24 protein-coding genes and 3 tRNA genes are annotated in these 24,492 nt (G+C 53.6%); 16 read left to right on the forward strand and 11 right to left on the reverse strand.

The features are described from left to right. Positions 1-22: 22 nt before the first annotated feature. Both fhuF and AC07RN_RS11950 read right to left on the reverse strand, forming a co-directional pair. Complete coding sequence (gene fhuF / locus AC07RN_RS11945; protein WP_478336455.1) at positions 23-811, reverse strand: siderophore-iron reductase FhuF; 789 nt, start codon at positions 809-811, stop codon at positions 23-25. Positions 812-909: 98 nt separating this feature from the next. Beyond that, positions 910-1,974 (reverse strand): GGDEF domain-containing protein, encoded by a 1,065-nt coding sequence (locus AC07RN_RS11950; protein ID WP_478336456.1) that lies wholly within the window; start codon positions 1,972-1,974, stop codon positions 910-912. Positions 1,975-2,229: 255 nt separating this feature from the next. Between AC07RN_RS11950 and AC07RN_RS11955 the strand changes: the two genes are divergently transcribed. Further along, positions 2,230-2,460: a DUF1435 domain-containing protein gene (locus AC07RN_RS11955; RefSeq protein ID WP_407436902.1), complete on the forward strand. Its 231-nt coding sequence runs from the start codon at positions 2,230-2,232 to the stop codon at positions 2,458-2,460. A 40-nt stretch (positions 2,461-2,500) separates the two neighbouring features. On the opposite strand, the gene AC07RN_RS11960 is transcribed toward AC07RN_RS11955, so the two are convergent. The 4 genes from AC07RN_RS11960 to rsmC all read right to left on the reverse strand — a co-directional run bounded on the left by AC07RN_RS11960 (position 2,501) and on the right by rsmC (position 4,004). Continuing rightward, a tRNA-Leu gene (locus AC07RN_RS11960) sits at positions 2,501-2,587 on the reverse strand. Positions 2,588-2,618: 31 nt separating this feature from the next. Further along, positions 2,619-2,705: transfer RNA gene (locus AC07RN_RS11965), tRNA-Leu, on the reverse strand. Positions 2,706-2,733: 28 nt separating this feature from the next. Further along, positions 2,734-2,820, reverse strand: a tRNA-Leu gene (locus tag AC07RN_RS11970). A 155-nt stretch (positions 2,821-2,975) separates the two neighbouring features. After that, complete coding sequence (rsmC, locus tag AC07RN_RS11975; RefSeq protein WP_478336457.1) at positions 2,976-4,004, reverse strand: 16S rRNA (guanine(1207)-N(2))-methyltransferase RsmC; 1,029 nt, start codon at positions 4,002-4,004, stop codon at positions 2,976-2,978. Between the two features lie 102 nt (positions 4,005-4,106). On the opposite strand from rsmC, the gene AC07RN_RS11980 reads away from it, so the two are divergent. The 8 genes from AC07RN_RS11980 to AC07RN_RS12015 all read left to right on the forward strand — a co-directional run bounded on the left by AC07RN_RS11980 (position 4,107) and on the right by AC07RN_RS12015 (position 10,469). Beyond that, a complete protein-coding gene (locus tag AC07RN_RS11980) occupies positions 4,107-4,520 on the forward strand; it encodes a DNA polymerase III subunit psi (RefSeq protein ID WP_235134688.1) in 414 nt (137 codons plus the stop codon). Continuing rightward, complete coding sequence (gene rimI, locus AC07RN_RS11985; protein WP_449554750.1) at positions 4,489-4,932, forward strand: ribosomal protein S18-alanine N-acetyltransferase; 444 nt, start codon at positions 4,489-4,491, stop codon at positions 4,930-4,932. The genes AC07RN_RS11980 and rimI overlap by 32 nt, the downstream gene beginning before the upstream one ends. Positions 4,933-4,946: 14 nt before the next feature. Beyond that, the gene (yjjG, locus tag AC07RN_RS11990; protein ID WP_478336458.1) at positions 4,947-5,624 is read left to right on the forward strand and encodes a pyrimidine 5'-nucleotidase; all 678 of its coding nucleotides are present in this window, start codon (positions 4,947-4,949) and stop codon (positions 5,622-5,624) included. Positions 5,625-5,715: 91 nt separating this feature from the next. Then, positions 5,716-7,305, forward strand: a complete 1,590-nt coding sequence (gene prfC, locus AC07RN_RS11995; RefSeq protein WP_012015944.1) for a peptide chain release factor 3 — start codon at positions 5,716-5,718, stop codon at positions 7,303-7,305. 303 nt (positions 7,306-7,608) lie between these two features. Beyond that, complete coding sequence (gene osmY, locus AC07RN_RS12000) at positions 7,609-8,226, forward strand: molecular chaperone OsmY (RefSeq protein ID WP_012015945.1); 618 nt, start codon at positions 7,609-7,611, stop codon at positions 8,224-8,226. Positions 8,227-8,309: 83 nt separating this feature from the next. Next, the gene (locus AC07RN_RS12005) at positions 8,310-8,471 is read left to right on the forward strand and encodes a DUF1328 domain-containing protein (protein ID WP_012015946.1); all 162 of its coding nucleotides are present in this window, start codon (positions 8,310-8,312) and stop codon (positions 8,469-8,471) included. Between the two features lie 148 nt (positions 8,472-8,619). Beyond that, a complete protein-coding gene (locus AC07RN_RS12010) occupies positions 8,620-9,690 on the forward strand; it encodes a patatin-like phospholipase family protein (protein ID WP_478336459.1) in 1,071 nt (356 codons plus the stop codon). Next, a complete protein-coding gene (locus AC07RN_RS12015) occupies positions 9,687-10,469 on the forward strand; it encodes a TatD family hydrolase (RefSeq protein WP_478336460.1) in 783 nt (260 codons plus the stop codon). Before AC07RN_RS12010 ends, AC07RN_RS12015 begins: the two co-directional genes overlap by 4 nt. Here AC07RN_RS12015 and AC07RN_RS12020 read toward each other — a convergent pair. Then, complete coding sequence (locus AC07RN_RS12020; RefSeq protein WP_235134693.1) at positions 10,464-11,324, reverse strand: YjjW family glycine radical enzyme activase; 861 nt, start codon at positions 11,322-11,324, stop codon at positions 10,464-10,466. The genes AC07RN_RS12015 and AC07RN_RS12020 overlap by 6 nt on opposite strands. Then, a complete protein-coding gene (locus AC07RN_RS12025; RefSeq protein WP_478336461.1) occupies positions 11,299-12,846 on the reverse strand; it encodes a YjjI family glycine radical enzyme in 1,548 nt (515 codons plus the stop codon). Before AC07RN_RS12025 ends, AC07RN_RS12020 begins: the two co-directional genes overlap by 26 nt. A 262-nt stretch (positions 12,847-13,108) precedes the next feature. Here AC07RN_RS12025 and deoC point away from each other — a divergent pair, with 262 nt between their 5' ends. The 4 genes from deoC to deoD all read left to right on the forward strand — a co-directional run bounded on the left by deoC (position 13,109) and on the right by deoD (position 17,401). Next, complete coding sequence (deoC, locus tag AC07RN_RS12030; protein WP_012015951.1) at positions 13,109-13,888, forward strand: deoxyribose-phosphate aldolase; 780 nt, start codon at positions 13,109-13,111, stop codon at positions 13,886-13,888. Between the two features lie 55 nt (positions 13,889-13,943). After that, positions 13,944-15,266, forward strand: coding sequence for a thymidine phosphorylase (deoA, locus tag AC07RN_RS12035; protein ID WP_235134695.1), 1,323 nt, complete (start codon positions 13,944-13,946; stop codon positions 15,264-15,266). Positions 15,267-15,318: 52 nt separating this feature from the next. Further along, positions 15,319-16,542, forward strand: coding sequence for a phosphopentomutase (gene deoB / locus AC07RN_RS12040; RefSeq protein WP_012015953.1), 1,224 nt, complete (start codon positions 15,319-15,321; stop codon positions 16,540-16,542). A gap of 136 nt (positions 16,543-16,678) precedes the next feature. Further along, positions 16,679-17,401 (forward strand): purine-nucleoside phosphorylase, encoded by a 723-nt coding sequence (gene deoD, locus AC07RN_RS12045; protein WP_012015954.1) that lies wholly within the window; start codon positions 16,679-16,681, stop codon positions 17,399-17,401. A gap of 57 nt (positions 17,402-17,458) precedes the next feature. Here deoD and lplA read toward each other — a convergent pair whose 3' ends face one another. Beyond that, entirely contained in the window at positions 17,459-18,475 is a 1,017-nt protein-coding gene (lplA, locus tag AC07RN_RS12050; protein ID WP_478336462.1) for a lipoate--protein ligase LplA, read from the reverse strand. Positions 18,476-18,514: 39 nt separating this feature from the next. Then, complete coding sequence (locus AC07RN_RS12055) at positions 18,515-19,159, reverse strand: YtjB family periplasmic protein (RefSeq protein ID WP_012015956.1); 645 nt, start codon at positions 19,157-19,159, stop codon at positions 18,515-18,517. Positions 19,160-19,276: 117 nt separating this feature from the next. Between AC07RN_RS12055 and serB the strand changes: the two genes are divergently transcribed. The 3 genes from serB to nadR all read left to right on the forward strand — a co-directional run bounded on the left by serB (position 19,277) and on the right by nadR (position 22,942). Continuing rightward, complete coding sequence (gene serB / locus AC07RN_RS12060; protein ID WP_133631764.1) at positions 19,277-20,245, forward strand: phosphoserine phosphatase; 969 nt, start codon at positions 19,277-19,279, stop codon at positions 20,243-20,245. A gap of 11 nt (positions 20,246-20,256) precedes the next feature. Next, positions 20,257-21,642, forward strand: a complete 1,386-nt coding sequence (gene radA / locus AC07RN_RS12065; RefSeq protein WP_131487351.1) for a DNA repair protein RadA — start codon at positions 20,257-20,259, stop codon at positions 21,640-21,642. A 67-nt stretch (positions 21,643-21,709) separates the two neighbouring features. Then, the gene (nadR, locus tag AC07RN_RS12070; RefSeq protein WP_012015959.1) at positions 21,710-22,942 is read left to right on the forward strand and encodes a multifunctional transcriptional regulator/nicotinamide-nucleotide adenylyltransferase/ribosylnicotinamide kinase NadR; all 1,233 of its coding nucleotides are present in this window, start codon (positions 21,710-21,712) and stop codon (positions 22,940-22,942) included. 521 nt (positions 22,943-23,463) lie between these two features. Here the strand turns inward: nadR and AC07RN_RS12075 are convergent. Next, a complete protein-coding gene (locus tag AC07RN_RS12075) occupies positions 23,464-24,465 on the reverse strand; it encodes a zinc-binding alcohol dehydrogenase family protein (RefSeq protein WP_478336463.1) in 1,002 nt (333 codons plus the stop codon). Positions 24,466-24,492 lie beyond the last annotated feature (27 nt).

A 24,492-nucleotide genomic window follows, 5' to 3' on the forward strand; every position in this document is an offset into this window, starting at 1 on the left:
AGAAAGCGTCAGGCTGTACGCACTATTTTAGCGTGCAGTCGCCGCACTGCTGAACATCTGGCAGGCGATAGCGCTGACAGCAAGTACGACGCACAAGCAGTCCATCGCGTGGAACGACTGTGCGGAACAGGGGATTATCCCGTCCATCTGACAACTGCTTTGCAAAAAAACAGGACTGGCGGAGCGTGTCGAGGGTTTCATCCCCCAGTAACGGTTTCATCTCGTTCAGATACCAGTGAATCAAATAACCGGTATTGCTCCAGATGAGTTTTCCGTTGATCTCACCGGTCTTTTCCAGCGCGTCGACGACGGGAATAAGCGCTTGCTTTAGCAACGTCTCCATTCGTTCCTGCGGCGATTGCAAAGTCGCTACGCGATCCTCATGAACATCAATCCAGAAACACGCCGCTCGGCCCGTCTCGTGGAACTCGACATGGAAATGCTCCGGGGATAAATCCAGTGCGATGTCCTGAGTTAACAACGCCTGCATTAGCGGCGGCACCATTAAACCGATATACCATTGTGCCCACAGAGAAAGTAATGGCTTATTTTCCCGCGCAAGGGTGGGCTGATTTCGGTAAATATGATCGGAATATGCCGCGAGCAAGGATTGTATCTCGGACGGACGTTGCCATTGCGAGAGTGTCATTGCCTGATGCGGGTGGGGCTCATCGAATTTGATGAAATCCAGCAGGTAGGCACGATTTTCTGTAATCGTCTCCCGAATCGAATCCGCAAGCGCAGTGCTCCCGCTGGTAAGACGGGCTCGCCAGATGATGGAATCAACGACTTGTGCGGAATGAGTGGCCATATCGGAATAGGATAGAAATCTAAATGATAATGATTGCCAATCCTAACTATAGACAAAACCGATCGCAAGCCTTTTGTCATTACAATGGGGGGTAGAGCTTATCCAGCGAGTAGCTCAGGGCTAATAAGGATATTGTTGCGCCCTCGGTGTTTGGCTTCGTACAGCGCTTTATCTGCTTTACCGAGCGCACCTTCGATATCTTCGCCTTCAAAAATAGCGATACCAATACTGATGGTGACGTTAGTTGCCACGCTCTCGTTAAACATGTGTGGGATTTTAAGATCGTAGACTTTCTGACGAATACGTTCTGCGGTCTGGCGTGCTTGCTCAAGGGTGACGCTGGTTAACAACACCATAAATTCTTCTCCGCCAAAGCGCGCAACGATATCCCGCGAGCGAACGGCATCACGGATGGCGGCGGAAACCCGAATCAGCGCCTGATCGCCCATCATATGACCGTAGTGATCGTTGTAGGCCTTGAAATGGTCAATATCCAGCAGCAGGACGAAGTGTTCTCCCTGTTCCAGCGTTGGGAGATTTTCCAGGCGGTTATTCAATCCACGTCGGTTATACAGACCTGTCAGCGGGTCCATCATGCTCAGGTCGTTGAGCGTTTCACGCTCCTCAAGCAGCCGATACAGCAACTGTTGTGCAAAGCGGTCGTTGCGCTTTTGAATGACGTGATGGATGGCAATCCCAGCCATCGGGAGAGCGAGAGAGTAAATGACTCGCAACCAGTGCTCATGCTGGCTAAACCACATGCAAACGACAAAAGTCGGCAGCGAATGGAGCGTAAATGCTTTGATATCACTCGCGAAAGCCAGTGAGCCAATAAATAGAACGCTCAATAAGCCTAATAAAAGAAAGGTAAAAGGATCTTCCGTGACCAGCGTAAATTTATAGGCAATATGCCACGCCCATATTCCACCAAAGGTCAGTGAAATCAGCGGAATATTGATCTTCCTGGTTTTATTTCTCCAGTGCCAGATAAGCAATGTCACACTGAGCGTAAAAATCAACGCGACAGGAAGCGTCAGCATACGCACGTTGTACAGCGGGTTCAGCAGCGTAAAAAGGGCTGAAACGGCGTTCAGGAATAAAAATAAACGTAAAGATAACTGATATTTCTTGTGGCGTAAGGAACGCCAGGATTGTGATGTCATGTCGGTATGTTTTTATTAATACTTAATTAAATCAATATAATGGCAGCCGATTTGAATATAAAACTGAGAAATAATCAGGAACTTAATAATCAGGAAATAGTTATGTGTAGTTAACAGGTGTGCAATTTATCACCTTCCTCATTTCCTGTCATTACAGGAAAGGTAAAGGTGATGAGATTGTGGCGACATATACTGACAAATGCGAAAAGCTATCATATGATATTGGTTATCATTATCATGTTGAGAGGGTAAACCATGTTGAGTAAAGCGCTGGGAAGTGGATGGGGTGTGCTGCTGCCGGGTCTACTGATCGCTGGACTGACCTTTGCCGACCTCTCATTAGACGTCTGGAAAATGATCATTGTCTCGGGCTTGTTGGTCACGTCAGCAATGATTTGGCATAAGCAATTACGCCACTTTGTACTGTTGCCGTCATGTGTCGCGCTGATTGGCGCAATGCTGGTAATAACGATGAGTTTAAAATGATTGAGAAAGCAGAGATAAATCAGGAAGGAGATAAGATAAGTGGTGCGAAGAGGGGGACTTGAACCCCCACGTCCGTAAGAACACTAACACCTGAAGCTAGCGCGTCTACCAATTCCGCCACCTTCGCACTGTTATCTTATTTTTTGATATTGCCTCGTTGGTGCGAGGGGGGGGACTTGAACCCCCACGTCCGTAAGAACACTAACACCTGAAGCTAGCGCGTCTACCAATTCCGCCACCGTCGCCCGGTGAGAACAATATCTACATGGTTTTTGGTGCGAGGGGGGGGACTTGAACCCCCACGTCCGTAAAGACACTAACACCTGAAGCTAGCGCGTCTACCAATTCCGCCACCGTCGCATACCATCAATACTTAAAAAGTATTGCAACCACGGAGGCGCATTCTAGATGTTTTCAGCATTTCGTCAATAGAAAATTGTGTAGGGCGTTTTATTTGCTGCAAAAATGGACATTTACGTTGCCCGGCAGAAATTACGCTACCGGGCTGATGGCGATTACTTTTTCGCCTGACGCGTCATCACGGTACGATAAACCTTAAAGCGACCGGTCTGTGCCAGTACTTCGTGGAAGCCGAAAATCTCATCCAAAAGCTTAGGATAAGGCAGGAAGGCGTTTGCAACGATACGCAGTTCACCACCGCTACCAAGATGACGGACGGCCCCACGAATCAAGGTCTGTGCGGCTTCGAGGCTGGTTTCCATTCCGTCGTGGAACGGTGGGTTGGAGATAATAATATCAAAACGGCCAGTGACTTCAGAGAACACGTTGCTGGCGAAAACGTCACCTTCCAGTCCGTTAGCGGCGATAGTCGCGCGGCTGGCTTCAACAGCAGGCGCACTCACATCGCTCAAGGTTAGTCGGACTTTCGGTGAATGGCTTGCCAGCACGGCGGAGAGCACGCCTGCGCCACAGCCCACATCAAGGACTTTCCCTTTGGTGTGTGGCGTGAAAGTGGAAAGCAGCAGTTGGCTGCCCACGTCCAGACCGTCACGGCTGAATACGCCTGGGAGGGTTTTGATCGTCAGCCCATCAAGCTGATACTCGCCCCAATATTTTTCCGCATCAAAGGTCGGCTGTTTGTCCAGGCGACCATGGTACAGACCACAGCGGCGAGCGCTGTCGATTTTGTTCAGCGTCGCGTATTCCGCCAGCATAGACTCTGCGCTGCGCACGCCGCTGCGGTTTTCACCCACAACAAAAATATCGCAGCCTACTGGCATCATGGACAGCAGGTTCATCAGTTGGAACTGGGCTTCTGGCTTGTTCTTTGGCCAGTAGTAAATCAGGGTGTCGCAGTCGGCCACGTCGCTTTGCTCAGCCACCAGGCTGAAGCGCACGCGGTCTTCCATCTGACGGCTCAAAAGCTGCCAATGGTGGTATTGCTGAGTATGGGCGCGGCTAGCGGCGCACTCGAAACGGCCAGGCAGGTCATCCTGCATATCTCCGGCAAAAAGAATACGGCTTTGTTCGAAATCATCACTGTGGCGCAGCAAGACTTCACTTGCCGGGGTAAATGCAGACATGAATTGTTCCTCAATAAACTATGGCGGCGAGTATAGTTGGTTGATGGCGCAGATACGACATATTTGCTATATTTGCGCGCCTGACAGACAGGAGTTTTCGCTATGACATCCCGACGAGACTGGCAGTTACAGCAACTGGGCATTACCCAGTGGGCTCTGCGTCGCCCGACGGCGTTGCAGGGCGAAATTGCTATCTCAATTCCTGCGCATGTTCGTCTGGTTATGGTGGCAGAAGCATTGCCCGCATTGAATGAAACGCTGATCAATGATGTGTTGCGCACGCTGAAAGTGAGCCAGGATCAGGTGTTGCAACTCACGCCCGATCGTGTCGCCATGTTACCCGCCGAAAGTCACTGTAATTTCTGGCAGTTAGGCGTAGAAGAAGCGCTTACGTTTCGTGGCGGCCGGCTCTCTTCGCCAACCCTGGAAGAACTAAAAGCAAACCCAGCAGCGCGAAGCGCTCTATGGCAACAAATCTGCGAATATGAACACGATTTCTTCCCTCACGACGACTGATCTCGCATCGGCGTTTGCGATTGAAACACGCGCCCACGCTTTCCCGTGGAGCGAAAAAACCTTTGCCAGCAATCAGGGCGAGCGTTATCTCAATCTCCGTATGGATGTTGACGGCGAGATGGCTGCGTTTGCCATTACGCAGGTCGTTCTGGATGAGGCAACGCTGTTTAATATCGCTGTCGATCCGGCTTTTCAGCGCCGAGGTTTGGGCAGAGAACTGCTTGAATTTTTGATTCGCGAGCTGGAAGCGCGGGACGTTTTCACGCTTTGGCTTGAGGTGCGCGCGTCGAATACCGCCGCCATTGCGCTCTACGAAAGCTTAGGCTTTAACGAGGCGACGATTCGCCGTAATTATTACCCCACTGCAGACGGGCGCGAAGACGCCATCATCATGGCTCTGCCGATTGGATAAAAAAGGTTGTAACGATGAAATGGGACTGGATTTTCTTTGACGCCGACGAAACGCTGTTTACGTTTGATTCGTTTGGCGGTCTACAGCGGATGTTTTTGGATTATAGCGTTACCTTTACCGCTGAGGATTTTCAGGACTATCAGGCGGTGAATAAGCCGCTGTGGGTGGATTACCAGAACGGAACCATCACCGCGTTGCAGCTTCAGCATCAGCGCTTTCAAAGCTGGTCGGAGCGTTTGAACGTGAATCCCGGCTCGCTCAATGAAGCCTTTCTGAATGCGATGGCAGAGATCTGTGCGCCTTTACCGGGTGCGGTGTCGTTGCTTAATGCACTGAAAGGCAAAGCGAAGCTTGGGATCATCACCAACGGGTTTACCGCCTTGCAGCAGATCCGCCTTGAGCGCACCGGTCTGCGCGATCATTTTGATGCGTTAGTGATTTCCGAACAGGTGGGTGTACCCAAACCGGATCCGCGCATTTTTGATTATGCGCTGGAACAAGCGGGTCACCCCGATCGTGAACGCGTGCTGATGGTGGGCGACACCGCCGAGTCAGATATTCTGGGCGGCATGAAGTCTGGTCTTGCAACTGTCTGGCTTAATGCTCATAGCCGCGACTTACCAGACGGCATTCATCCGACCTGGACCGTCACATCATTGAACGAACTGGAGCAACTCCTGTGTAAACAATGATTGCCTGCCCCCCGTTGATGGGTAAAATAGCCGCAATTTCGTATTCCATGATGCGTGGCCAACTGCCGCGCTTATATAAGAAGATTCAATTATGACGTTGTCCCCTTATCTGCAAGAGGTGGCGAAGCGCCGTACTTTTGCCATTATCTCTCACCCGGATGCCGGTAAAACGACCATCACCGAAAAGGTGCTTTTATTCGGACAGGCGATTCAAACTGCCGGTACGGTAAAAGGCCGTGGTTCAAGCCAGCACGCGAAATCGGACTGGATGGAGATGGAAAAGCAGCGTGGTATTTCGATTACCACGTCCGTGATGCAGTTCCCGTATCACGACTGCCTGGTGAACCTGCTGGACACCCCGGGCCACGAAGACTTTTCTGAAGATACCTACCGTACCTTGACGGCGGTTGACTGCTGTTTGATGGTGATCGACGCCGCAAAAGGGGTAGAAGATCGTACCCGTAAGCTGATGGAAGTCACCCGTCTGCGCGACACGCCGATCCTCACGTTTATGAACAAACTTGACCGTGACATCCGTGACCCGATGGAAGTGATGGACGAAGTGGAGCGTGAGCTGAAAATCGCCTGCGCGCCTATCACCTGGCCGATTGGCTGCGGCAAGCTGTTTAAGGGCGTTTACCACCTTTATAAAGACGAAGTGTATCTCTACCAGACCGGTAAAGGTCACACCATTCAGGAAGTTCGCATCGTAAAAGGCCTGGATAACCCTGAACTGGAAACGGCTGTCGGCGAAGAGCTGGCGGTGCAGTTGCGTGATGAGCTGGAGCTGGTGAAAGGCGCGTCGCACGAATTTGACCACGAGTTATTCCTGGCCGGTGAAATCACGCCTGTCTTCTTTGGTACTGCGCTGGGTAACTTTGGCGTTGACCATATGCTCGACGGCTTGATCGAGTGGGCACCGCAGCCGATGCCGCGTAAAACCGATACCCGCCTGGTTGAAGCTTCTGAAGAGAAGTTCACCGGTTTTGTCTTTAAGATTCAGGCCAACATGGACCCGAAACACCGCGACCGCGTCGCGTTCCTGCGTGTGGTTTCAGGTCAGTATGAAAAAGGCATGAAGCTGCGCCAGGTGCGTATCGGCAAAGACGTTGTGATCTCCGACGCGTTGACCTTTATGGCGGGTGACCGTTCCCACGTCGAAGAAGCTTATCCGGGCGATATCATTGGTCTGCACAACCACGGCACGATCCAGATCGGCGATACATTCACTCAGGGCGAAATGATGAAGTTTACGGGTATCCCGAACTTCGCCCCGGAACTGTTCCGCCGTATTCGCTTGCGCGATCCGCTGAAGCAAAAACAGCTGCTGAAAGGTCTGGTTCAGCTGTCCGAAGAGGGCGCGGTGCAGGTCTTCCGTCCTATTTCGAACAACGATCTGATCGTGGGCGCTGTGGGTGTACTTCAGTTTGACGTGGTCGTTGCGCGCCTGAAAAGCGAGTACAACGTTGAGGCGATTTACGAATCGGTGAACGTTGCGACAGCACGCTGGGTTGAATGTTCTGACGTGAAAAAATTCGAAGAATTTAAGCGTAAGAATGAAATCCAGCTGGCACTGGATGGCGGTGATAATCTCACCTACATCGCGCCGACCATGGTTAACCTGAACCTCACTCAGGAGCGTTACCCGGACGTTCAGTTCCGCAAAACGCGCGAGCACTAATCCTATCTCAGAGCGCGGCGATCGCCGCGCTCTTCTTAATTCCCTGCTTTATTAATCCCTTGCGGAATTTTCTTAATTCATCGCTTTTTTATCTCTATCGCTCATTATTTCGCCGTTTCCGAAAGCAGCCCTCAAATTGTGATCTATATTTAACTCAGTGTTTAGCACCGGGCGCGGATGAAAGCTCTGTTCAATGCGTGTTGATAAGCCTCTCATCCCGACCGTGTGTTTAATCGCAAAATTAATAACTAGTCCAAGGGATGTTTGACGCTCAAATTACGAGCAAACTACAGGAATACATCGATGAATATGACAAGACTGAAGATTTCTAAAACTCTGCTGGCAGTCACTTTGGGTAGCATCCTGGTAAGCGGTTCTGCACTGGCAGAAACCACCGCCACGGATAAAGCGCAATCCACCGCTGATTCCGCAGGGCAAAAAATCGATAGCTCTATGAATAAAGTCGGTAATTTCATGGATGACAGCTCTATCACAGCAAAAGTGAAAGCCGCTCTGGTGGATGATGAAAACATCAAGAGCACCGACATTTCCGTGAAAACGGACAAGAAAGTGGTCACGTTAAGTGGCTTTGTCGAAAGCCAGGCGCAAGCTGAAAAAGCGGTCACCGTGGCGAAAGGCGTTGAGGGTGTAACCTCAGTCAGCGACAAACTGCACGTACGTGATGCCAAAGATCAGTCTGTGAAAGGCTATGCAGGCGATACGGCAACCACTAGCGAAATCAAAGCTAAACTATTAGCAGATGACATCGTGCCGTCACGTAAAGTGAAAGTGGAAACCACCGATGGTGTGGTGCAGCTCTCCGGTACGGTTGATTCACAGGCGCAGGTTGAGCGTGCCGAAACTATCGCTAAAGCCGTTGATGGCGTGAAAAGCGTTAAAAACGATCTGAAAGCGAAATAAAAACAACATTTGGCTGAACGCCGGTGGGCGTCCTGAGCGCCCACATTAAGCGGCCGATATTAACTATGGTAAAGGAGAGTTCTATGTTTCGTTGGGGCATCATATTTCTGGTTATCGCGTTAATTGCCGCTGCTCTGGGCTTTGGTGGTCTGGCTGGTACAGCCGCATGGGCCGCTAAACTTGTCTTCGTTGTCGGTATTGTCCTGTTCCTGGTCAGCCTGTTTACCGGACGCCGTCGTCCCTAGCTGAGCGCAACACGCCCGTCGATACGCGAAGCGACAATCGACACCCACATCCAAGCCAGTCCTTGTGACTGGCTTTTTCTGGTTTGAGTAAGGGGTACAGAATGCGCTACTGTGTCCTTATGATAAAAATCAGAACAGGAATGCAGCAGTGGGACAAAGAATTCCCGTTACGCTCGGTAATATAGCGCCGCTAGCGTTAAAACCCTTTCGTCCCGGCCAGCTCGCAATCGTGTGTGAAGGCGGTGGACAGCGAGGAATCTTCACGGCTGGCGTGCTGGATGAATTTATGCGCGCGCAATTTAACCCGTTCGACCAATTCTTTGGCACGTCCGCCGGCGCACAGAATCTCTCCGCCTACGTCTGCAACCAGCCCGGTTACGCCCGCAAAGTGATCATGCGCTACACCACTTCACGCGATTTTTTTAATCCGATTCGCTTTGTCCGCGGCGGCAACCTTATCGATCTGGACTGGCTGTTAGATTCCACCGCCAGCAAGATGCCGCTGGAGATGGATACTGCTGCGCGCCTGTTCGATACGGGCAAAGAGTTTTGGATGTGTGCCAGCCGGGGCGACGACTACACGCCGGGTTATTTCTCGCCACAAAAGGAGAACTGGCTGGATATTATTCGTGCCTCGAGTGCGATACCTGGTTTTTACCGTACTGCCGCTGCGCTCGATGGTATTCCATATCTTGATGGCGGGATCAGTGATGCGGTCCCCGTTCAGGAGGCCGCCCGTCGCGGTGCGAAAACGATCGTGGTGATCCGCACCGTGCCGTCACAGATGTACTACACCCCGCAGTGGTTTAAACGGATGGAGCGCTGGCTGGGCGACAGCAGCCTGCAGTCGCTGGTGAACATTGCGCATCAGCATGAATCCAGCTACAGCGCGATGCAGCGTTTTATCGAGAAACCGCCCGGCAAGCTGCGTATTTTTGAAATCTACCCGCCAAAACCGCTCCTGAGCATGGCGCTGGGAAGCCGTCTGCCATCCCTTCGCGATGATTACAAAACAGGACGACTTTGCGGGCGTTATTTCCTGGCGACGGTCGGAAAAATGCTGGCTGAACAGCCACCAATACGGCGGCATAAAAGGATCATCACGCCGCCAACGTTCGTGGTTCCGCCTGCTGCTGTCGCGAATGATGTTGTGGCTACGCCGCTGATTGACGCTCCTCATGCCAACGACACCACTTTTGAAAATGAGGATCTGGCGTGACTTTTCGCTTTGTTGATACTCATTGCCACTTTGATTTTCCGCCGTTTACCGGCCATGAAGCGCAAAGCATTCAGCAAGCGGCGGATGCAGGTGTCCAGGCGATAATCGTCCCGGCGATCGAAGCCGCACATTTCGATCGGGTACTCGATCTGGCTGGGACGCATACCGCGCTGTACGCTGCTTTGGGTCTGCATCCGATTGTGATCGAAAAGCATCTGGACGCACACATTGAGGTGCTTGAGGACAAACTGCGATCCGAAAGCAAGAAACTGGTGGCGATAGGGGAGATCGGTTTGGATCTGTATCGTGACGATCCGCAGTTTGAACGCCAGCAGACGATCCTGGATGCGCAGCTTAAACTGGCCAGACACCATAATTTACCGGTGATTCTGCATTCGCGGCGCACTCACGATAAGCTGGCGATGCATCTCAAACGTCACGATCTACCGCGAACCGGCGTGGTGCATGGTTTCGCCGGAAGCCTTCAGCAGGCGCAGCGCTTTATTGAGCTGGGTTATAAAATCGGCGTGGGCGGAATGATCACCTATCCGCGCGCCAGTAAAACCCGTGATGTGATGACGCAATTGCCGCTTTCATCGTTGCTTCTGGAAACCGACGCGCCTGATATGCCGCTCAATGGTTTTCAGGGAGAGCCCAACCGTCCGGAGCAGGCCGCACGCGTTTTTGCGACATTATGCGAACTCCGCGACGAGCCAGCAGATGTTATCGCAGATGCGCTGTTACGAAATACTCACGATCTCTTTGGGATCACACTATAAATAAAGCGCTGGGCGGATCACTGTGATCCGATGTTTTTCTAATGCCAGCGCCAGCGGTTCCACATCGTCAGCCGTGGCGCTGCGCCACGATGCCGCTTCGCCATACACGCCATGCGCATGAAACGCGTTGATTCGCACCGGGACAGAACCCAGCGATCGGATAAAGGCCGTCAAAGCACCCAGATGTTCCAGATAATCACAACGATCGGGGATCATCAGCAGGCGCAGCTCAGCTAACCGTTGATGATGTGCCAGCCAGCGGATGCTGTGTTTGATCTGCGGATTCTCGCGCCCGGTCAGAAAGCGATGATGCTCATTGTTCCAGGCTTTCAGATCCAGCATTGCGCCATCAAAAACGGGAAGCAGTTTTTGCCAGCCGGTTTCACTCAGTAAGCCGTTGCTGTCGACCAGACAGGTGAGATGCTCTAGCGAGGAGTCGGCTTTGACGGCGCTAAACAGCGCCACCAAAAACGGCAGTTGAGTCGTCGCTTCCCCGCCGCTGACGGTGATCCCTTCGATAAAGGGGGCGACTTTGCGGATGTGGCCAATCACGTCGTCAACGCTTAAGCGCTGCGCCATGGGCGTGGCCTGCTGTGGACACATGCGCAAACAGGTATCGCATTTCTGACAGTCGCTTTCCTGCCACCAGACGCGTCCGGCTTGAATGTTCAGCGCATCGTGCGGGCAATGGAGTACGCAGTCGCCGCAGTCATTGCAGCGACCGATCGTCCACGGGTTGTGGCAGGTTTTACAGCGCAGGTTGCAGCCCTGCAGGAAAAGGGCCAGGCGGCTGCCCGGCCCATCCACGCAGGAGAAAGGAATAACCTGACTAACTAAAGCGCATCTGCTGTTCATGGCTTATCACGCGTGGCTGACGTTCCAGGATACGGGTATTGCGCGCGGCCTCCTCGCCAAGCCAGGTGGTATTGATGCGTGACCCTTCGGCGCGATATTTTTCCAGATCCGACAGACGCACCATATAGCCCGTGACGCGCACCAGATCGTTTCCGGCAACGTTAGCGGTAAACTCGCGCATCCCGGCGTTAAACGCGCCGAGACACAGCTGAACAACGGCCTGCGGATTACGTTTGATGGTTTCGTCCAGTGTCAAAATATCGCTGATCCCGGAAGGGTAGTGTTTGTGATGCGGCGCGACGGCGAGCAAATGGCTGATCGGATCGGGCTCATCGCCGTACGGCAATCGTGCGCCCGGCGTGGTGCCGGAATCAGAGCTGATGCCAGACTGGGCATGCAGCATGGCGCGCTGCTTCCAGCCGTGTTTTACCGGCGTATTCTCGACAAAGTGGGCGAGCTGTTCGCTGATACGATAGCCCAGCGCATTGGCTTGCTCATCTTTCCCGTAACGTCCTGGGTAACCCGATTTCTCACACAGCGTATTTACCGCCTCTGCCAGACCGTACATGCCAAACATCGGCACAAAACGCTCCGCATCGATCAGCCCCTCTTTCACCAAAAAGCTATTCTCAAAGAAGCCGGATTGTTCATACAGAAAATCACAGCGGGCATCGATGATGGTGATTTGCTGCTGACAGTAATGCGGCAGGGTGCGGTCAAAGAAATCCGCCACGGACTCGCTGTGCTCGGCGATGGCTTTCAGATTCAGACGTACCAGGGTGCTGCCACCGCCGGCCAACGGTAGCGAGTTGTAGCAACTGACGACGCCAAAACCGCCTTTTGTGAAAATTCTATCATTCATCGGGCCGTTAGAAATATGCGGTTTACTGCACTCACAAATATTTTTAGCCACTTCCAGGAGCAGATCGTCCGGCGTGATTTTTGGGTCGTAAATAAAGGTGATATTCGGTGCAACCTGCTTCAGTTCTGCATCTGCGCGTAAAATGGCGCGTGTGACAGGGGAATCTCCTGGACCGATATTGGCATGCATAAAGGCGTCTGGCAGCGTTCTGTCCAGGTAACGCCAGAAGCGTTTTATTCTGCTTTCGATTTCTTCTTGTGTTAGAATTCTAACATAAGGTTGCAACAGTGCATCGAGGTGGCCCAGAAACACCGGCATCGATGTGACGGAAGGAACATGGTGATAAAGAATGGTCAGGAGCGAAAGCGCATCATCAAGATCTTTTGCGCCTTCGAGCTCTAGCCATTCTGACCCGTTCGCCAGAAATTTGGCGTAATCAGGCAGAACGTAGCGCGGTTTGAAAGGCGCATGACCTTCAAACATATCGCAGATAAACCCGTCATCCAGCGCTGCACGCGCCGCGTGTGGCAGACCGGGATAGGGCAGATTGTTTTCCGCTTCCAGCGCCAGAAAATGGCGTTTTTGCTCAGGCGTCAGTACCGGGCTTGTCACAATTTGCTGGCAACGTTGTTGCATAGCATCGAGACCGGAGGTGGACATAGTCGCTTCCTTATTATTCTGCGGATGATGGGCAGATTGTAGGAAGTCATTACGCTGAAGCTATTGATCGGAAGCGGGTGATTGCTGCTTTAGTCAGCTATTTCAGGACTGAAATTTGAAGTGGATCTCATTACAGTAATGCAAATTTGTATGCAGTTTTCATTAACTGTGATGAATGTCGAAGTGTGAGTGCGGGTGAATGTTAGAATACTCACATACCCGCAAGGTGAAAAATTATACGGCGATGCCGTTGGAGATTGTTATGACTGATTTAACCGCAAGCAGCCTGCGCGCGTTGAAACTGATGGACCTGACTACCCTGAATGATGACGACACAAATGAAAAAGTGATCGCGCTGTGTCATCAGGCGAAAACGCCAGTGGGCAACACCGCCGCTGTCTGCATTTATCCGCGTTTTATCCCCATTGCACGTAAAACGCTGAACGCGCAGGGCACGCCTGATGTGCGCATCGCGACCGTGACCAACTTCCCACATGGCAATGACGATATCGAGATCGCACTGGCAGAAACTCGCGCAGCGATTGCTTACGGCGCGGATGAAGTTGACGTGGTATTCCCTTACCGTGCGCTGATCGCAGGTAACGAGCAGGTCGGCTTTGATCTGGTGAAAGCCTGTAAAGACGCCTGTGCGGCGGCAAACGTTCTGCTGAAAGTGATCATCGAAACCGGTGAACTGAAAGAAGAAGCGTTGATTCGTAAAGCATCTGAAATTTCTATCAAAGCCGGTGCGGATTTCATCAAAACGTCCACCGGTAAAGTACCGGTCAACGCCACGCCAGAAAGCGCACGCATCATGATGGAAGTGATTCGCGATATGGGCGTTTCTAAAACCGTTGGTTTTAAACCTGCGGGCGGCGTGCGTACAGCCGAAGACGCGCAGCAGTTCCTGGCGATTGCTGACGATCTGTTCGGCGCAGACTGGGCCGATTCCCGTCACTACCGTTTCGGTGCTTCCAGCCTGCTGGCTAGCCTGCTGAAAACGCTGGGTCACGGCGACGGTAAGAGCGCAAGCGCCTACTAATATCATTCCTGCGGCGGTTTTTTCGCCGCATTTAACCTGATTCCTGGGGGTTACTTTGTTTCTCGCACAAGAAATTATTCGTAAAAAACGTGATGGTCATGCATTAAGTGACGAAGAGATCCGTTTCTTTATCAACGGCATTCGTGACAACACCATCTCTGAAGGGCAAATTGCCGCCCTGGCGATGACCATCTTCTTCCACGATATGTCGATGCCGGAACGTGTATCGCTGACCATGGCGATGCGGGATTCAGGTAGCGTTCTGGACTGGAAAAGCCTCAATCTTAACGGCCCGATCGTGGACAAACACTCCACGGGCGGCGTAGGTGATGTCACCTCTCTGATGCTCGGTCCAATGGTCGCAGCATGCGGCGGCTACATCCCGATGATCTCCGGGCGCGGCCTGGGTCACACGGGCGGTACGCTCGACAAACTGGAAGCCATTCCTGGCTTCGATATCTTCCCGAACGACACGCGTTTTCGCGAAATTATTAAAGATGTTGGTGTGGCGATTATCGGCCAGACCAGCTCTCTGGCTCCGGCGGACAAGCGTTTCTACGCAACACGCGATATTACCGCGACGGTTGATTCCATCCCGCTGATCACCGCTTCAATCCTGGCGAAAAAACTGGCCGAAGGGCTGGATGCGCTGGTGATGGACGTGAAAGTGGGCAGCGGTGCATTTATGCCGACGTTTGAACTTTCTGCGGCACTGGCTGAAGCGATCGTTGGCGTCTCCAACGGCGCGGGCGTGCGTACCACGGCACTGCTGACTGACATGAATCAGGTGCTGGCGTCCAGCGCCGGTAACGCGGTTGAAGTCCGTGAAGCGGTGCAGTTCCTGACGGGCGAATACCGTAATCCGCGTCTGTTCGACGTCACCATGGCGCTGTGCGTTGAGATGCTCATCTCCGGCAAGCTGGCCAAAGACGACGCCGAAGCGCGTGCGAAATTGCAGGCCGTGCTGGATAACGGTAAAGCGGCAGAGATCTTTGGCCGCATGGTCGCTGCGCAAAAAGGCCCGAACGATTTCGTTGAGAACTACGCGAAATACCTGCCGACCGCCATGCTCAGCAAAGCGGTGTATGCCGATACAGAAGGTTTTGTCTCCGCAATGGACACCCGTGCGCTCGGCATGGCAGTGGTATCGATGGGCGGCGGTCGTCGCCAGGCGTCGGACACCATTGATTACAGCGTTGGCTTTACCGATATGGCACGTCTGGGCGACAGCGTGGACGGACAGCGTCCGTTAGCCGTTATCCATGCGAAGGACGAAAACAGCTGGCAGGAAGCGGCGAAAGCGGTGAAAGCGGCCATTCAGCTTGACGACAAAGCACCAGAAACCACACCAACGGTCTATCGTCGTATCACCGATTAGTCGTATACTGATCTGATCGAATTTTTATGAAGCACTGAGTACGGAGAATATGATGAAACGTGCATTTATTATGGTGCTGGACTCATTCGGCATCGGCGCTACAGAAGATGCGGATCGCTTTGGTGACGTAGGTTCTGACACCATGGGTCACATCGCAGAAGCCTGTGCTAAAGGCGAAGCGGATATCGGCCGTCAAGGCCCGTTGAATTTGCCAAACCTGACTCGTCTGGGTCTGGTGAAAGCGCATGAAGGTTCTACCGGTAAAGTGGCTGCAGGTATGGACGCAAACGCGGAAGTAGTTGGCGCATACGCCTGGGCTCACGAGCTCTCTTCCGGGAAAGATACCCCGTCAGGTCACTGGGAAATCGCCGGCGTGCCGGTGCTGTTTGATTGGGGTTATTTCTCCGATCACGAGAACAGCTTCCCGCAGAAATTGCTGGATAAGCTGGTTGAGCGCGGCAATCTGCCAGGTTACCTCGGTAACTGCCACTCATCGGGTACGGTGATTCTGGATCAGCTCGGCGAAGAACATATGAAAACCGGTAAGCCGATTTTCTATACCTCGGCTGACTCGGTGTTCCAGATTGCCTGTCACGAAGAGACTTTCGGTCTCGACCGCCTGTATGAACTGTGCGAAATCGCGCGCGAAGAGCTGACCGAAGGCGGCTACAACATTGGCCGCGTTATCGCGCGTCCGTTTATCGGCAACAAGCCTGGTGAATTCCAGCGTACCGGTAACCGTCACGATCTGGCCGTTGAACCGCCAGCCGCGACCGTGCTGCAGAAACTGGTTGATGAGAAAGATGGCCAGGTGGTTTCCGTGGGTAAAATCGCGGACATCTACGCTAACTGCGGCATCACCAAGAAAGTGAAAGCCACCGGTCTGGATGCGCTGTTTGACGCTACCGTCAAAGAGATGAAAGAAGCGGGCGACAAAACCATTGTCTTCACCAACTTCGTTGACTTCGACTCTTCCTGGGGCCACCGTCGCGATATCGCCGGTTACGCTGCTGGGCTTGAGCTGTTTGACCGCCGTCTGCCTGAACTGATGGAGCTGGTGGGTGAAGATGACATTCTGATCCTGACCGCTGACCACGGCTGCGACCCAAGCTGGACCGGCACTGACCATACTCGCGAGCACATTCCGGTACTGGTTTACGGCCCGAAAGTGAAACCGGGTTCTCTCGGTCACCGCGAAACCTTTGCCGATATCGGACAGACCATTGCCAGCTACTTCGGCACGTCACCGATGGACTACGGTAAAAACATGCTGTAATACCCGTCGTTTTTCGCGCTACAGGTGCGTTGATATTATTCATTCACCCCGGTTACTCTCGGGGATGGATGAAATCACCGCTTTCCTGTAACGCGAAATCCGCAGGGTATTTCTACACTTTAAATAAGGATAATTTATGGCTACCCCACATATTAATGCAGAAATGGGCGATTTCGCTGACGTCGTGTTGATGCCTGGCGATCCGCTGCGCGCGAAGCACATTGCTGAAACTTTCCTCGAAGACGTGCGTGAAGTGAACAACGTGCGTGGCATGTTGGGCTTCACCGGGACGTATAAAGGCCGCAAAATCTCCGTAATGGGTCACGGCATGGGTATCCCATCCTGCTCCATCTACACCAAAGAGCTGATCACCGATTTCGGCGTGAAGAAAATCATTCGCGTGGGCTCTTGTGGCGCTGTGCGCATGGACGTGAAACTGCGTGACGTGGTTATCGGAATGGGTGCTTGCACTGATTCCAAAGTGAACCGTATGCGTTTTAAAGATCACGACTTTGCTGCGATCGCTGACTTCGGCATGGTGCGTAACGCGGTTGACGCTGCGAAAGCGCTGGGCGTTGACGCGCGCGTCGGTAACATCTTCTCTGCTGACCTGTTCTATTCTCCGGACGGCGGCGAAATGTTCGACGTGATGGAAAAGTACGGCATCCTGGGCGTAGAAATGGAAGCGGCGGGCATCTACGGCGTTGCGGCTGAGTTCGGTGCGAAAGCGCTGACCATCTGTACCGTATCTGATCACATCCGTACTCATGAGCAGACTTCTGCTGCTGAGCGTCAGACCACTTTCAACGACATGATCAAAATCGCGCTGGAATCCGTTCTGCTGGGCGATAAAGAGTAATTTTCTCTCTTTCCCGCCCTCTCTGTGTGAGAGGGCGGTGTGAGGGGATCAGCACATCTAGCGAACTGCCTGGGCAATCCAATGTGACAGTTCTCTTAGCTCCGTTTCCTGCTCCGGGAAATCCACCACCAGCGCATCACACTCCTGTTTCAGTGTTTCTGCGCGATACTCACAGCCCTGCAAATGTGCCGCTAGCGCCTCCAGCGGTGCCGGATTCAGGCTATCGGTAAACACCTGCGTGCGGGTGATATGACCTCTCTCAACGTCGAAGTGCAGCTCCACGCCGCCCCAGGTGAATCGCTCGTCCAGTAAATGCGAGAAAGCAGGCGCCTGACCAAAATTCCATTCCCAGCTACTCTGACGGGCAAACGTCTCGGCAAAGTTCGGCAGATCGGGCGTTTTATCCGGAGAGATAATTTCGGCCTCAACGCGCTCGCCGTAGTGTTCAAAGAACGCCTCGCGAATGGCATCGCAGATCTGTTCGTGGGTGATGCCCGGCATTAACTCCACCAGATTCGCCACGCGACCGCGCACAGAGGTAATCCCCTTAGCCTGCAGCTTTTTCTTATCCGGGTTGAGGTAATTAGCCAGACGGCTTAAGTCGGCGTTGAGCAACAGCGTGCCGTGGTGAAAACCGCGATCTTTGGTTTCGCGATACGCCGAGCCAGACACTTTTCGATCGCCTTCGCGGGTTTTCACCACCAGATCGTTGCGTCCGGAGGCTTCGGCATTGACGCCGAGTGAGTTCAGGGCTTTTAGCACAATGGCCGTGGAAATGGTTTTATCGTATTCCGGTTTACCGGCCATAAAGGTAAAACAGGTGTTGCCGAGATCGTGAAACACCGCGCCGCCACCGCTGCTGCGACGGGCGAGGCGCACGTTGTCCTCTTCCATACGTCGCGTATTACACTCTTTCCACGGGTTTTGCGCCCGCCCAATCACTACCGTGTCGGCATTGCGCCACAGGAATAACACGCGTTGGGTGGCAGGCATCTGGCGGAAAATGCACTCTTCCACCGCGAGATTAAACCAGGGATCGTAAGAGTCAGAGATAAGCAGGCGTAACGTCGTCATGGCAGATTTCCTTTTCCGAATCGTTCGCCTACTTTACCATTAATCTTTCTTCTCGCTCTCTTCCTCTTCCGGCACCGATTTGCTGGCGGTGAGCAGGAACGGCGATTGCTGCCAGCGGGTGCGTTTGCCCTGCAACAGCGTGCGCGTCAGTACCACGCCGATCGCCAGCGAAAGCAGCAGCATCAGGCGCAGAATATTGGTGGTGTTATCGACCTGTTTGGCCTCTGTCGCCAGCGTGTGGGTATCGAGCGTCAGGCGTAAGTAGCCGAGCGGACCATTTTTTCCCTGAATGGGTTCGACAATTTGCTGGTTAAAATAGCCACCGGCTTTTTTGCCATCGAGCGCCAGACGGTCGCGAACATCAACATGCTCGCCCGTGCGCGCAATCAACGCGCCTTGCTCGTCGTACACGCCTGCATCCAGAATCCGGCTATTTTCCGTAATCTGGCGCAACACCTGGCTGATACGTTTATCATCCGGGGTTTCGGTGCGCATCGCGGGAGCGATAGTGATCGTCACCTGGCGCGCGAGCGTTCGGGCCAACTCTTCGAGCTGCGGATTACGCTGTCGCTGGTGATTCTGGCTAAACCAGGACGCCCCTTGCATCAGGGCTACCAGCAGCGCGAGACATGAAAGAACAATCACTGCACGATGAAGCCGGAATTTCAGTTTTGCGCGAGCCATATTCCACCTGCTGAAAATTTACCGCTTAATGTTGCCAGAAGTGATGGTTACAAGGTAGCCTCATGCGTTATTTTCCCCCTGGAACCTTCCGGCGCGAACCAATTTACAGGAGCTTCAATGCCAAACATTACCTGGTGCGACCTGCCTGACGATGTCTCTTTCTGGCCAGGATTGCCGCTTTCTTTAAGTGGCGATGAGGTAATGCCACTGGATTACCATGCTGGCCGTAGCGGCTGGCTGCTGTACGGACGCGGCCTGGATAAGCAACGCCTTACCCAATACCAAACGAAACTTGGTGCCGCGATGGTGATCGTGGCGGCGTGGTGTGTCGAAGATTATCAGGTGCTTCGGCTGGCCGGTTCTCTGACGCAGCGCGCAACCCGCCTGGCGCATGACGCCGGGCTGGACGTCGCCCCGCTGGGTAAAATCCCGCATCTGAAAACGCCAGGCCTGCTGGTGATGGACATGGATTCAACCGCTATTCAAATCGAGTGTATTGATGAGCTCGCTAAACTGGCCGGCAGCGGCGAACTGGTGGCGGAAGTGACCGAGCGTGCGATGCGCGGCGAATTAGATTTTGCCGCCAGCCTGAAGCAGCGCGTCGCCACGCTGAAAGGCGCAGACGCGAATATTCTGCGTCAGGTGCGTGACGAACTGCCGCTGATGCCGGGCCTAACGCAACTGGTGCTCAAGCTCGAAACGTTGGGCTGGAAAGTGGCTATCGCATCGGGTGGATTTACCTTCTTCGCGGATTATCTGCGCGACAAGCTGCGCCTGACGACGGTGGTCGCCAACGAACTGGAGATCATGGACGGGAAACTGACCGGCCAGGTGATCGGCGATATCGTGGATGCGCAATACAAAGCCAATACGCTGATGCGTCTGGCGGAAAAATACGAAATTCCTGTTGAGCAGACCGTGGCCATTGGCGACGGGGCGAACGATCTGCCGATGATCAAGGTGTCGGGACTTGGCATCGCTTATCATGCCAAGCCAAAAGTGAATGAAAAGACGGAAGTAACTATCCGTCATGCTGACTTGATGGGCGTGTTTTGCATCCTGTCCGGCAGCGTGAATCACAAATAAAGAGGTAAACCATGGCGAAAGCTCCAAAACGCGCATTTGTCTGTAATGAATGTGGTGCAGATTATCCGCGCTGGCAGGGGCAGTGCAGCGCCTGCCAGGCGTGGAATACCATCACTGAAGTGCGTGGTGTGGCCGCTTCGCCAACGGTCGCTCGCAACGAACGCCTGAGCGGCTACGCGGGCAATGCAGGGATTTCTAAAGTTCAGAAACTTTCAGACATCAGCCTGGACGAAGTGCCGCGCTTTTCTACCGGATTTAAAGAGTTTGACCGCGTACTGGGCGGCGGCGTCGTGCCGGGCAGTGCGATTCTGATCGGTGGTAATCCGGGGGCGGGTAAATCCACGTTATTGCTGCAAACGCTGTGCAGACTCTCAGAGCAGATGAAAACCCTGTATGTCACGGGCGAAGAGTCCCTACAACAGGTGGCGATGCGTGCGCACCGTCTCGGCCTGCCGACCGGTAATCTCAATATGCTCTCGGAAACCAGCATTGAGCAGATCTGCATGATTGCCGAAGAAGAGCAGCCAAAGCTGATGGTGATCGACTCCATCCAGGTGATGCACATGGCGGACATCCAGTCCTCGCCGGGCAGCGTGGCCCAGGTGCGTGAAACCGCAGCTTATCTGACGCGCTTTGCCAAAACGCGCGGCGTTGCGATTGTGATGGTCGGTCATGTCACCAAAGACGGCTCGCTGGCTGGCCCGAAAGTGCTTGAGCACTGTATTGACTGTTCCGTCATGCTGGACGGCGATGCCGATTCCCGCTTTCGCACGCTGCGCAGCCATAAAAACCGTTTCGGTGCGGTGAATGAACTGGGTGTGTTCGCCATGACCGAACAGGGGCTGCGTGAAGTCAGCAACCCGTCGGCGATTTTCCTGAGCCGCGGTGAAGAAGTCACCTCCGGCAGCTCGGTGATGGTGCTGTGGGAAGGGACGCGTCCGCTGCTGGTCGAGATCCAGGCGTTAGTGGATCAGTCGATGATGGGCAATCCACGCCGCGTCGCGGTGGGCCTGGAGCAAAACCGATTAGCGATTCTGCTGGCGGTGTTGCACCGTCATGGCGGTTTGCAAATGGCGGATCAGGACGTTTTCGTGAACGTTGTCGGCGGTGTGAAAGTCACGGAAACCAGTGCCGATCTCGCGCTGCTGCTGGCGATGGTGTCCAGTCTGCGCAATCGCCCGTTGCCGCAGGATCTGGTGGTATTTGGTGAAGTCGGGCTGGCCGGGGAAATTCGTCCGGTTCCGAGCGGGCAGGAGCGTATTTCAGAAGCGGCCAAACACGGCTTCCGTCGCGCGATTGTCCCCGCTGCCAATGTGCCGAAAAAAGTGCCGGAAGGGATGAAGGTTTTCCCTGTCAAAAAACTCTCGGATGCACTCAGCGTCTTTGACGACTTATAATTAACCCCGTCATACTTTATTTCCCGGCTGGGTCCGGCCGGGCAAATCCATTTAGCAGGAGGCTCTTGTGTCAGCATTTGACTATCTCAAAACCGCGATCCGCCAGAAAGGCTGTACTTTGCAGCAGGTGGCCGAAGCCAGCGGCATGACCAAGGGCTACTTGAGCCAGCTTCTCAATGCCAAAATCAAAAGCCCCAGCGCGCAAAAGCTGGAGGCGCTGCACCGTTTCCTCGGGCTTGAATTCCCACGGATGCAAAAGAATATCGGCGTGGTGTTCGGCAAGTTTTACCCGCTGCATACCGGGCACATCTATTTGATTCAGCGCGCCTGTAGCCAGGTCGATGAGCTACATATCATTATGGGTTACGACGACACGCGTGACCGTGCCCTGTTTGAAGACAGCGCGATGTCGCAACAGCCGACCGTTTCCGACCGCCTGCGCTGGCTGCTCCAGACCTTTAAATACCAGAAAAATATTCGCATTCATGCCTTTAACGAAGAGGGCATGGAGCCGTATCCGCACGGCTGGGATGTCTGGAGTAACGGCATCAAAGCGTTTATGGAAGAGAAGGGGATTACGCCTAACTGGATCTACACCTCTGAAGAGTCTGATGCCCCGCAGTTCCGCGAGCATTTGGGCACTGAGACGGTGCTTATCGATCCTAAGCGCACCTTTATGAATATCAGCGGCGGACAGATTCGCGAAAACCCTTTCCGCTACTGGGACTATATTCCGACGGAAGTGAAGCCGTTCTTTGTGCGCACGGTGGCAATTCTGGGCGGGGAGTCGAGCGGTAAGTCGACGCTGGTGAACAAGCTCGCCAATATTTTCAATACCACCAGTGCGTGGGAATACGGGCGTGATTATGTTTTCTCGCACCTTGGCGGCGACGAGATGGCGCTCCAGTATTCCGATTACGATAAAATCGCACTGGGACACGCGCAGTACATTGATTTCGCGGTGAAATACGCCAATAAAGTGGCGTTTGTGGATACTGATTTTGTGACGACTCAGGCGTTTTGTAAAAAGTACGAAGGGCGTGAGCATCCGTTCGTACAAGCGCTGATTGATGAGTACCGCTTTGACCTGGTGATCCTGCTGGAAAACAACACGCCGTGGGTGGCCGATGGGATGCGCAGCCTGGGCAGCTCGGTCGACAGAAAAGAGTTCCAGACCATGCTGGTGGAGATGCTGCACGAAAATAACGTGGAGTTTGTGCATGTGGAAGAGTCAGATTACGACAACCGTTTCCTGCGCTGCGTTGAGCTGGTGAAAGGTTTGATGGGCGAGCAGGGGTAAATTTTCCCCCTCACCCCAGCCCTCTCCCCATGGGAGAGAGTGAAAGCTATTCCCGAGCGTTCCCTTTCCCTTGGGGAGAGGGAGAAAGATGGTCCCGAGCATTCCCTTTCCCTTGGGAGAGAGTGAAAGATATCCCCGAGCATTCCCTCTCCCTTTGGGAGAGGGTGAAAGCTATTCCCGAGCGTTCCCTTTCCCAATGGGAGAGGGAGAAAGATGGCCCCGAACGTCCCCTTTCCCTTGGGAGAGAGTGAAAGCTATTCCCGAGCGTCCCCTTTCCCTTGGGAGAGGGAGAAAGCTATTCCCGAGCATTCCCTTTCCCTTGGGAGAGAGTGAAAGATATCCCCGAGCATTCCCTCTCCCTTTGGGAGAGAGTGAAAGCTATTCCCGAGCGTTCCCTTTCCCTTGTAGAGAGGGTGAAAGCTATTCCCGAGCGTCCCCTTTCCCTTGGGGAGAGGGTGAAAGCTATCCCCGAGTATTCCCTCTCCCTTTGGGAGAGGGTTAGGGTGAGGGAACCAGACAACTCAGAACGCCACCACCACTTTCCCGCGCATATGCCCGTCCAGCACTTTTCGGTGCGCTTGTGTGATGCTCTCCACGCTCAAACCATGTAGCGTTTCGCTGAGCGAACTCTCCACCACACCATCATCCACCAGCTTTGCCACCTCATTTAAAATCTCGCCCTGACGCGCCATATCGGCGGTTTGATACATGCTGCGGGTGTACATAAATTCCCAGTGCAGCGCGGCGGATTTTGACTTAAGCGCGTTTTGATCCAGCGGACGATCGTTCTCCACGATGCTGCAAATATGTCCCTGTGGGGCAATCAGCTCACTCACGGCAGCCCAATGGCCGTCGGTATCATTGAGAATGAAAATGTAATCCACGAATTTGATGTCATGTTTCGCCAGTTCGCCCTGAAGATCGCGGTAGTTCACTACCAGATCCGCGCCACGATCCCGACACCACTGCGCGGAATCCTCCCGAGATGCCGTAGCGATCACTTTAACGTTGCTGTTGTGCTTCGCAAACGGGATCGCCAGCGATCCTACTCCGCCCGCACCGCCGATAATCAGCAGCGTTTTGCCCGCACCGGCGTCCTGAATGTTCAGACGTTCAAACAGTCCTTCCCACGCGGTCAGGGCCGTTAATGGCAACGCGGCGGCTGACGCCCAGTCAAGACGGGTTGGCTTGTGGCCGACAATCCGTGCGTCGATAAGCTGGTGACTGGTGTTACTGCCTGGACGAGTGATATCACCCGCATACCACACTTCATCGCCGGGCTTGAATTGCGTGACGCCTGCACCGACGGCTTTGACGATCCCACTGGCATCCCATCCCAGAATACGGGGTGCCTGCAGACCGTTTTTCACGATACCGGCATGGACTTTGGTATCAACCGGGTTGATGGAAACCGCTTTCACTTCGACCAGCAGATCGTGTTCACCCGGCTGCGGCATGGGTTGCGTGATTTCAATGAATGTTGAAGGTGCGTTCGGGTTCACGGCGATGGCTTTAACTGACATGGTGAGCTCCTCATGAATGACGTTATG

The sequence above is a fragment of the Lelliottia sp. GFLA7 genome (genome assembly GCF_056490165.1).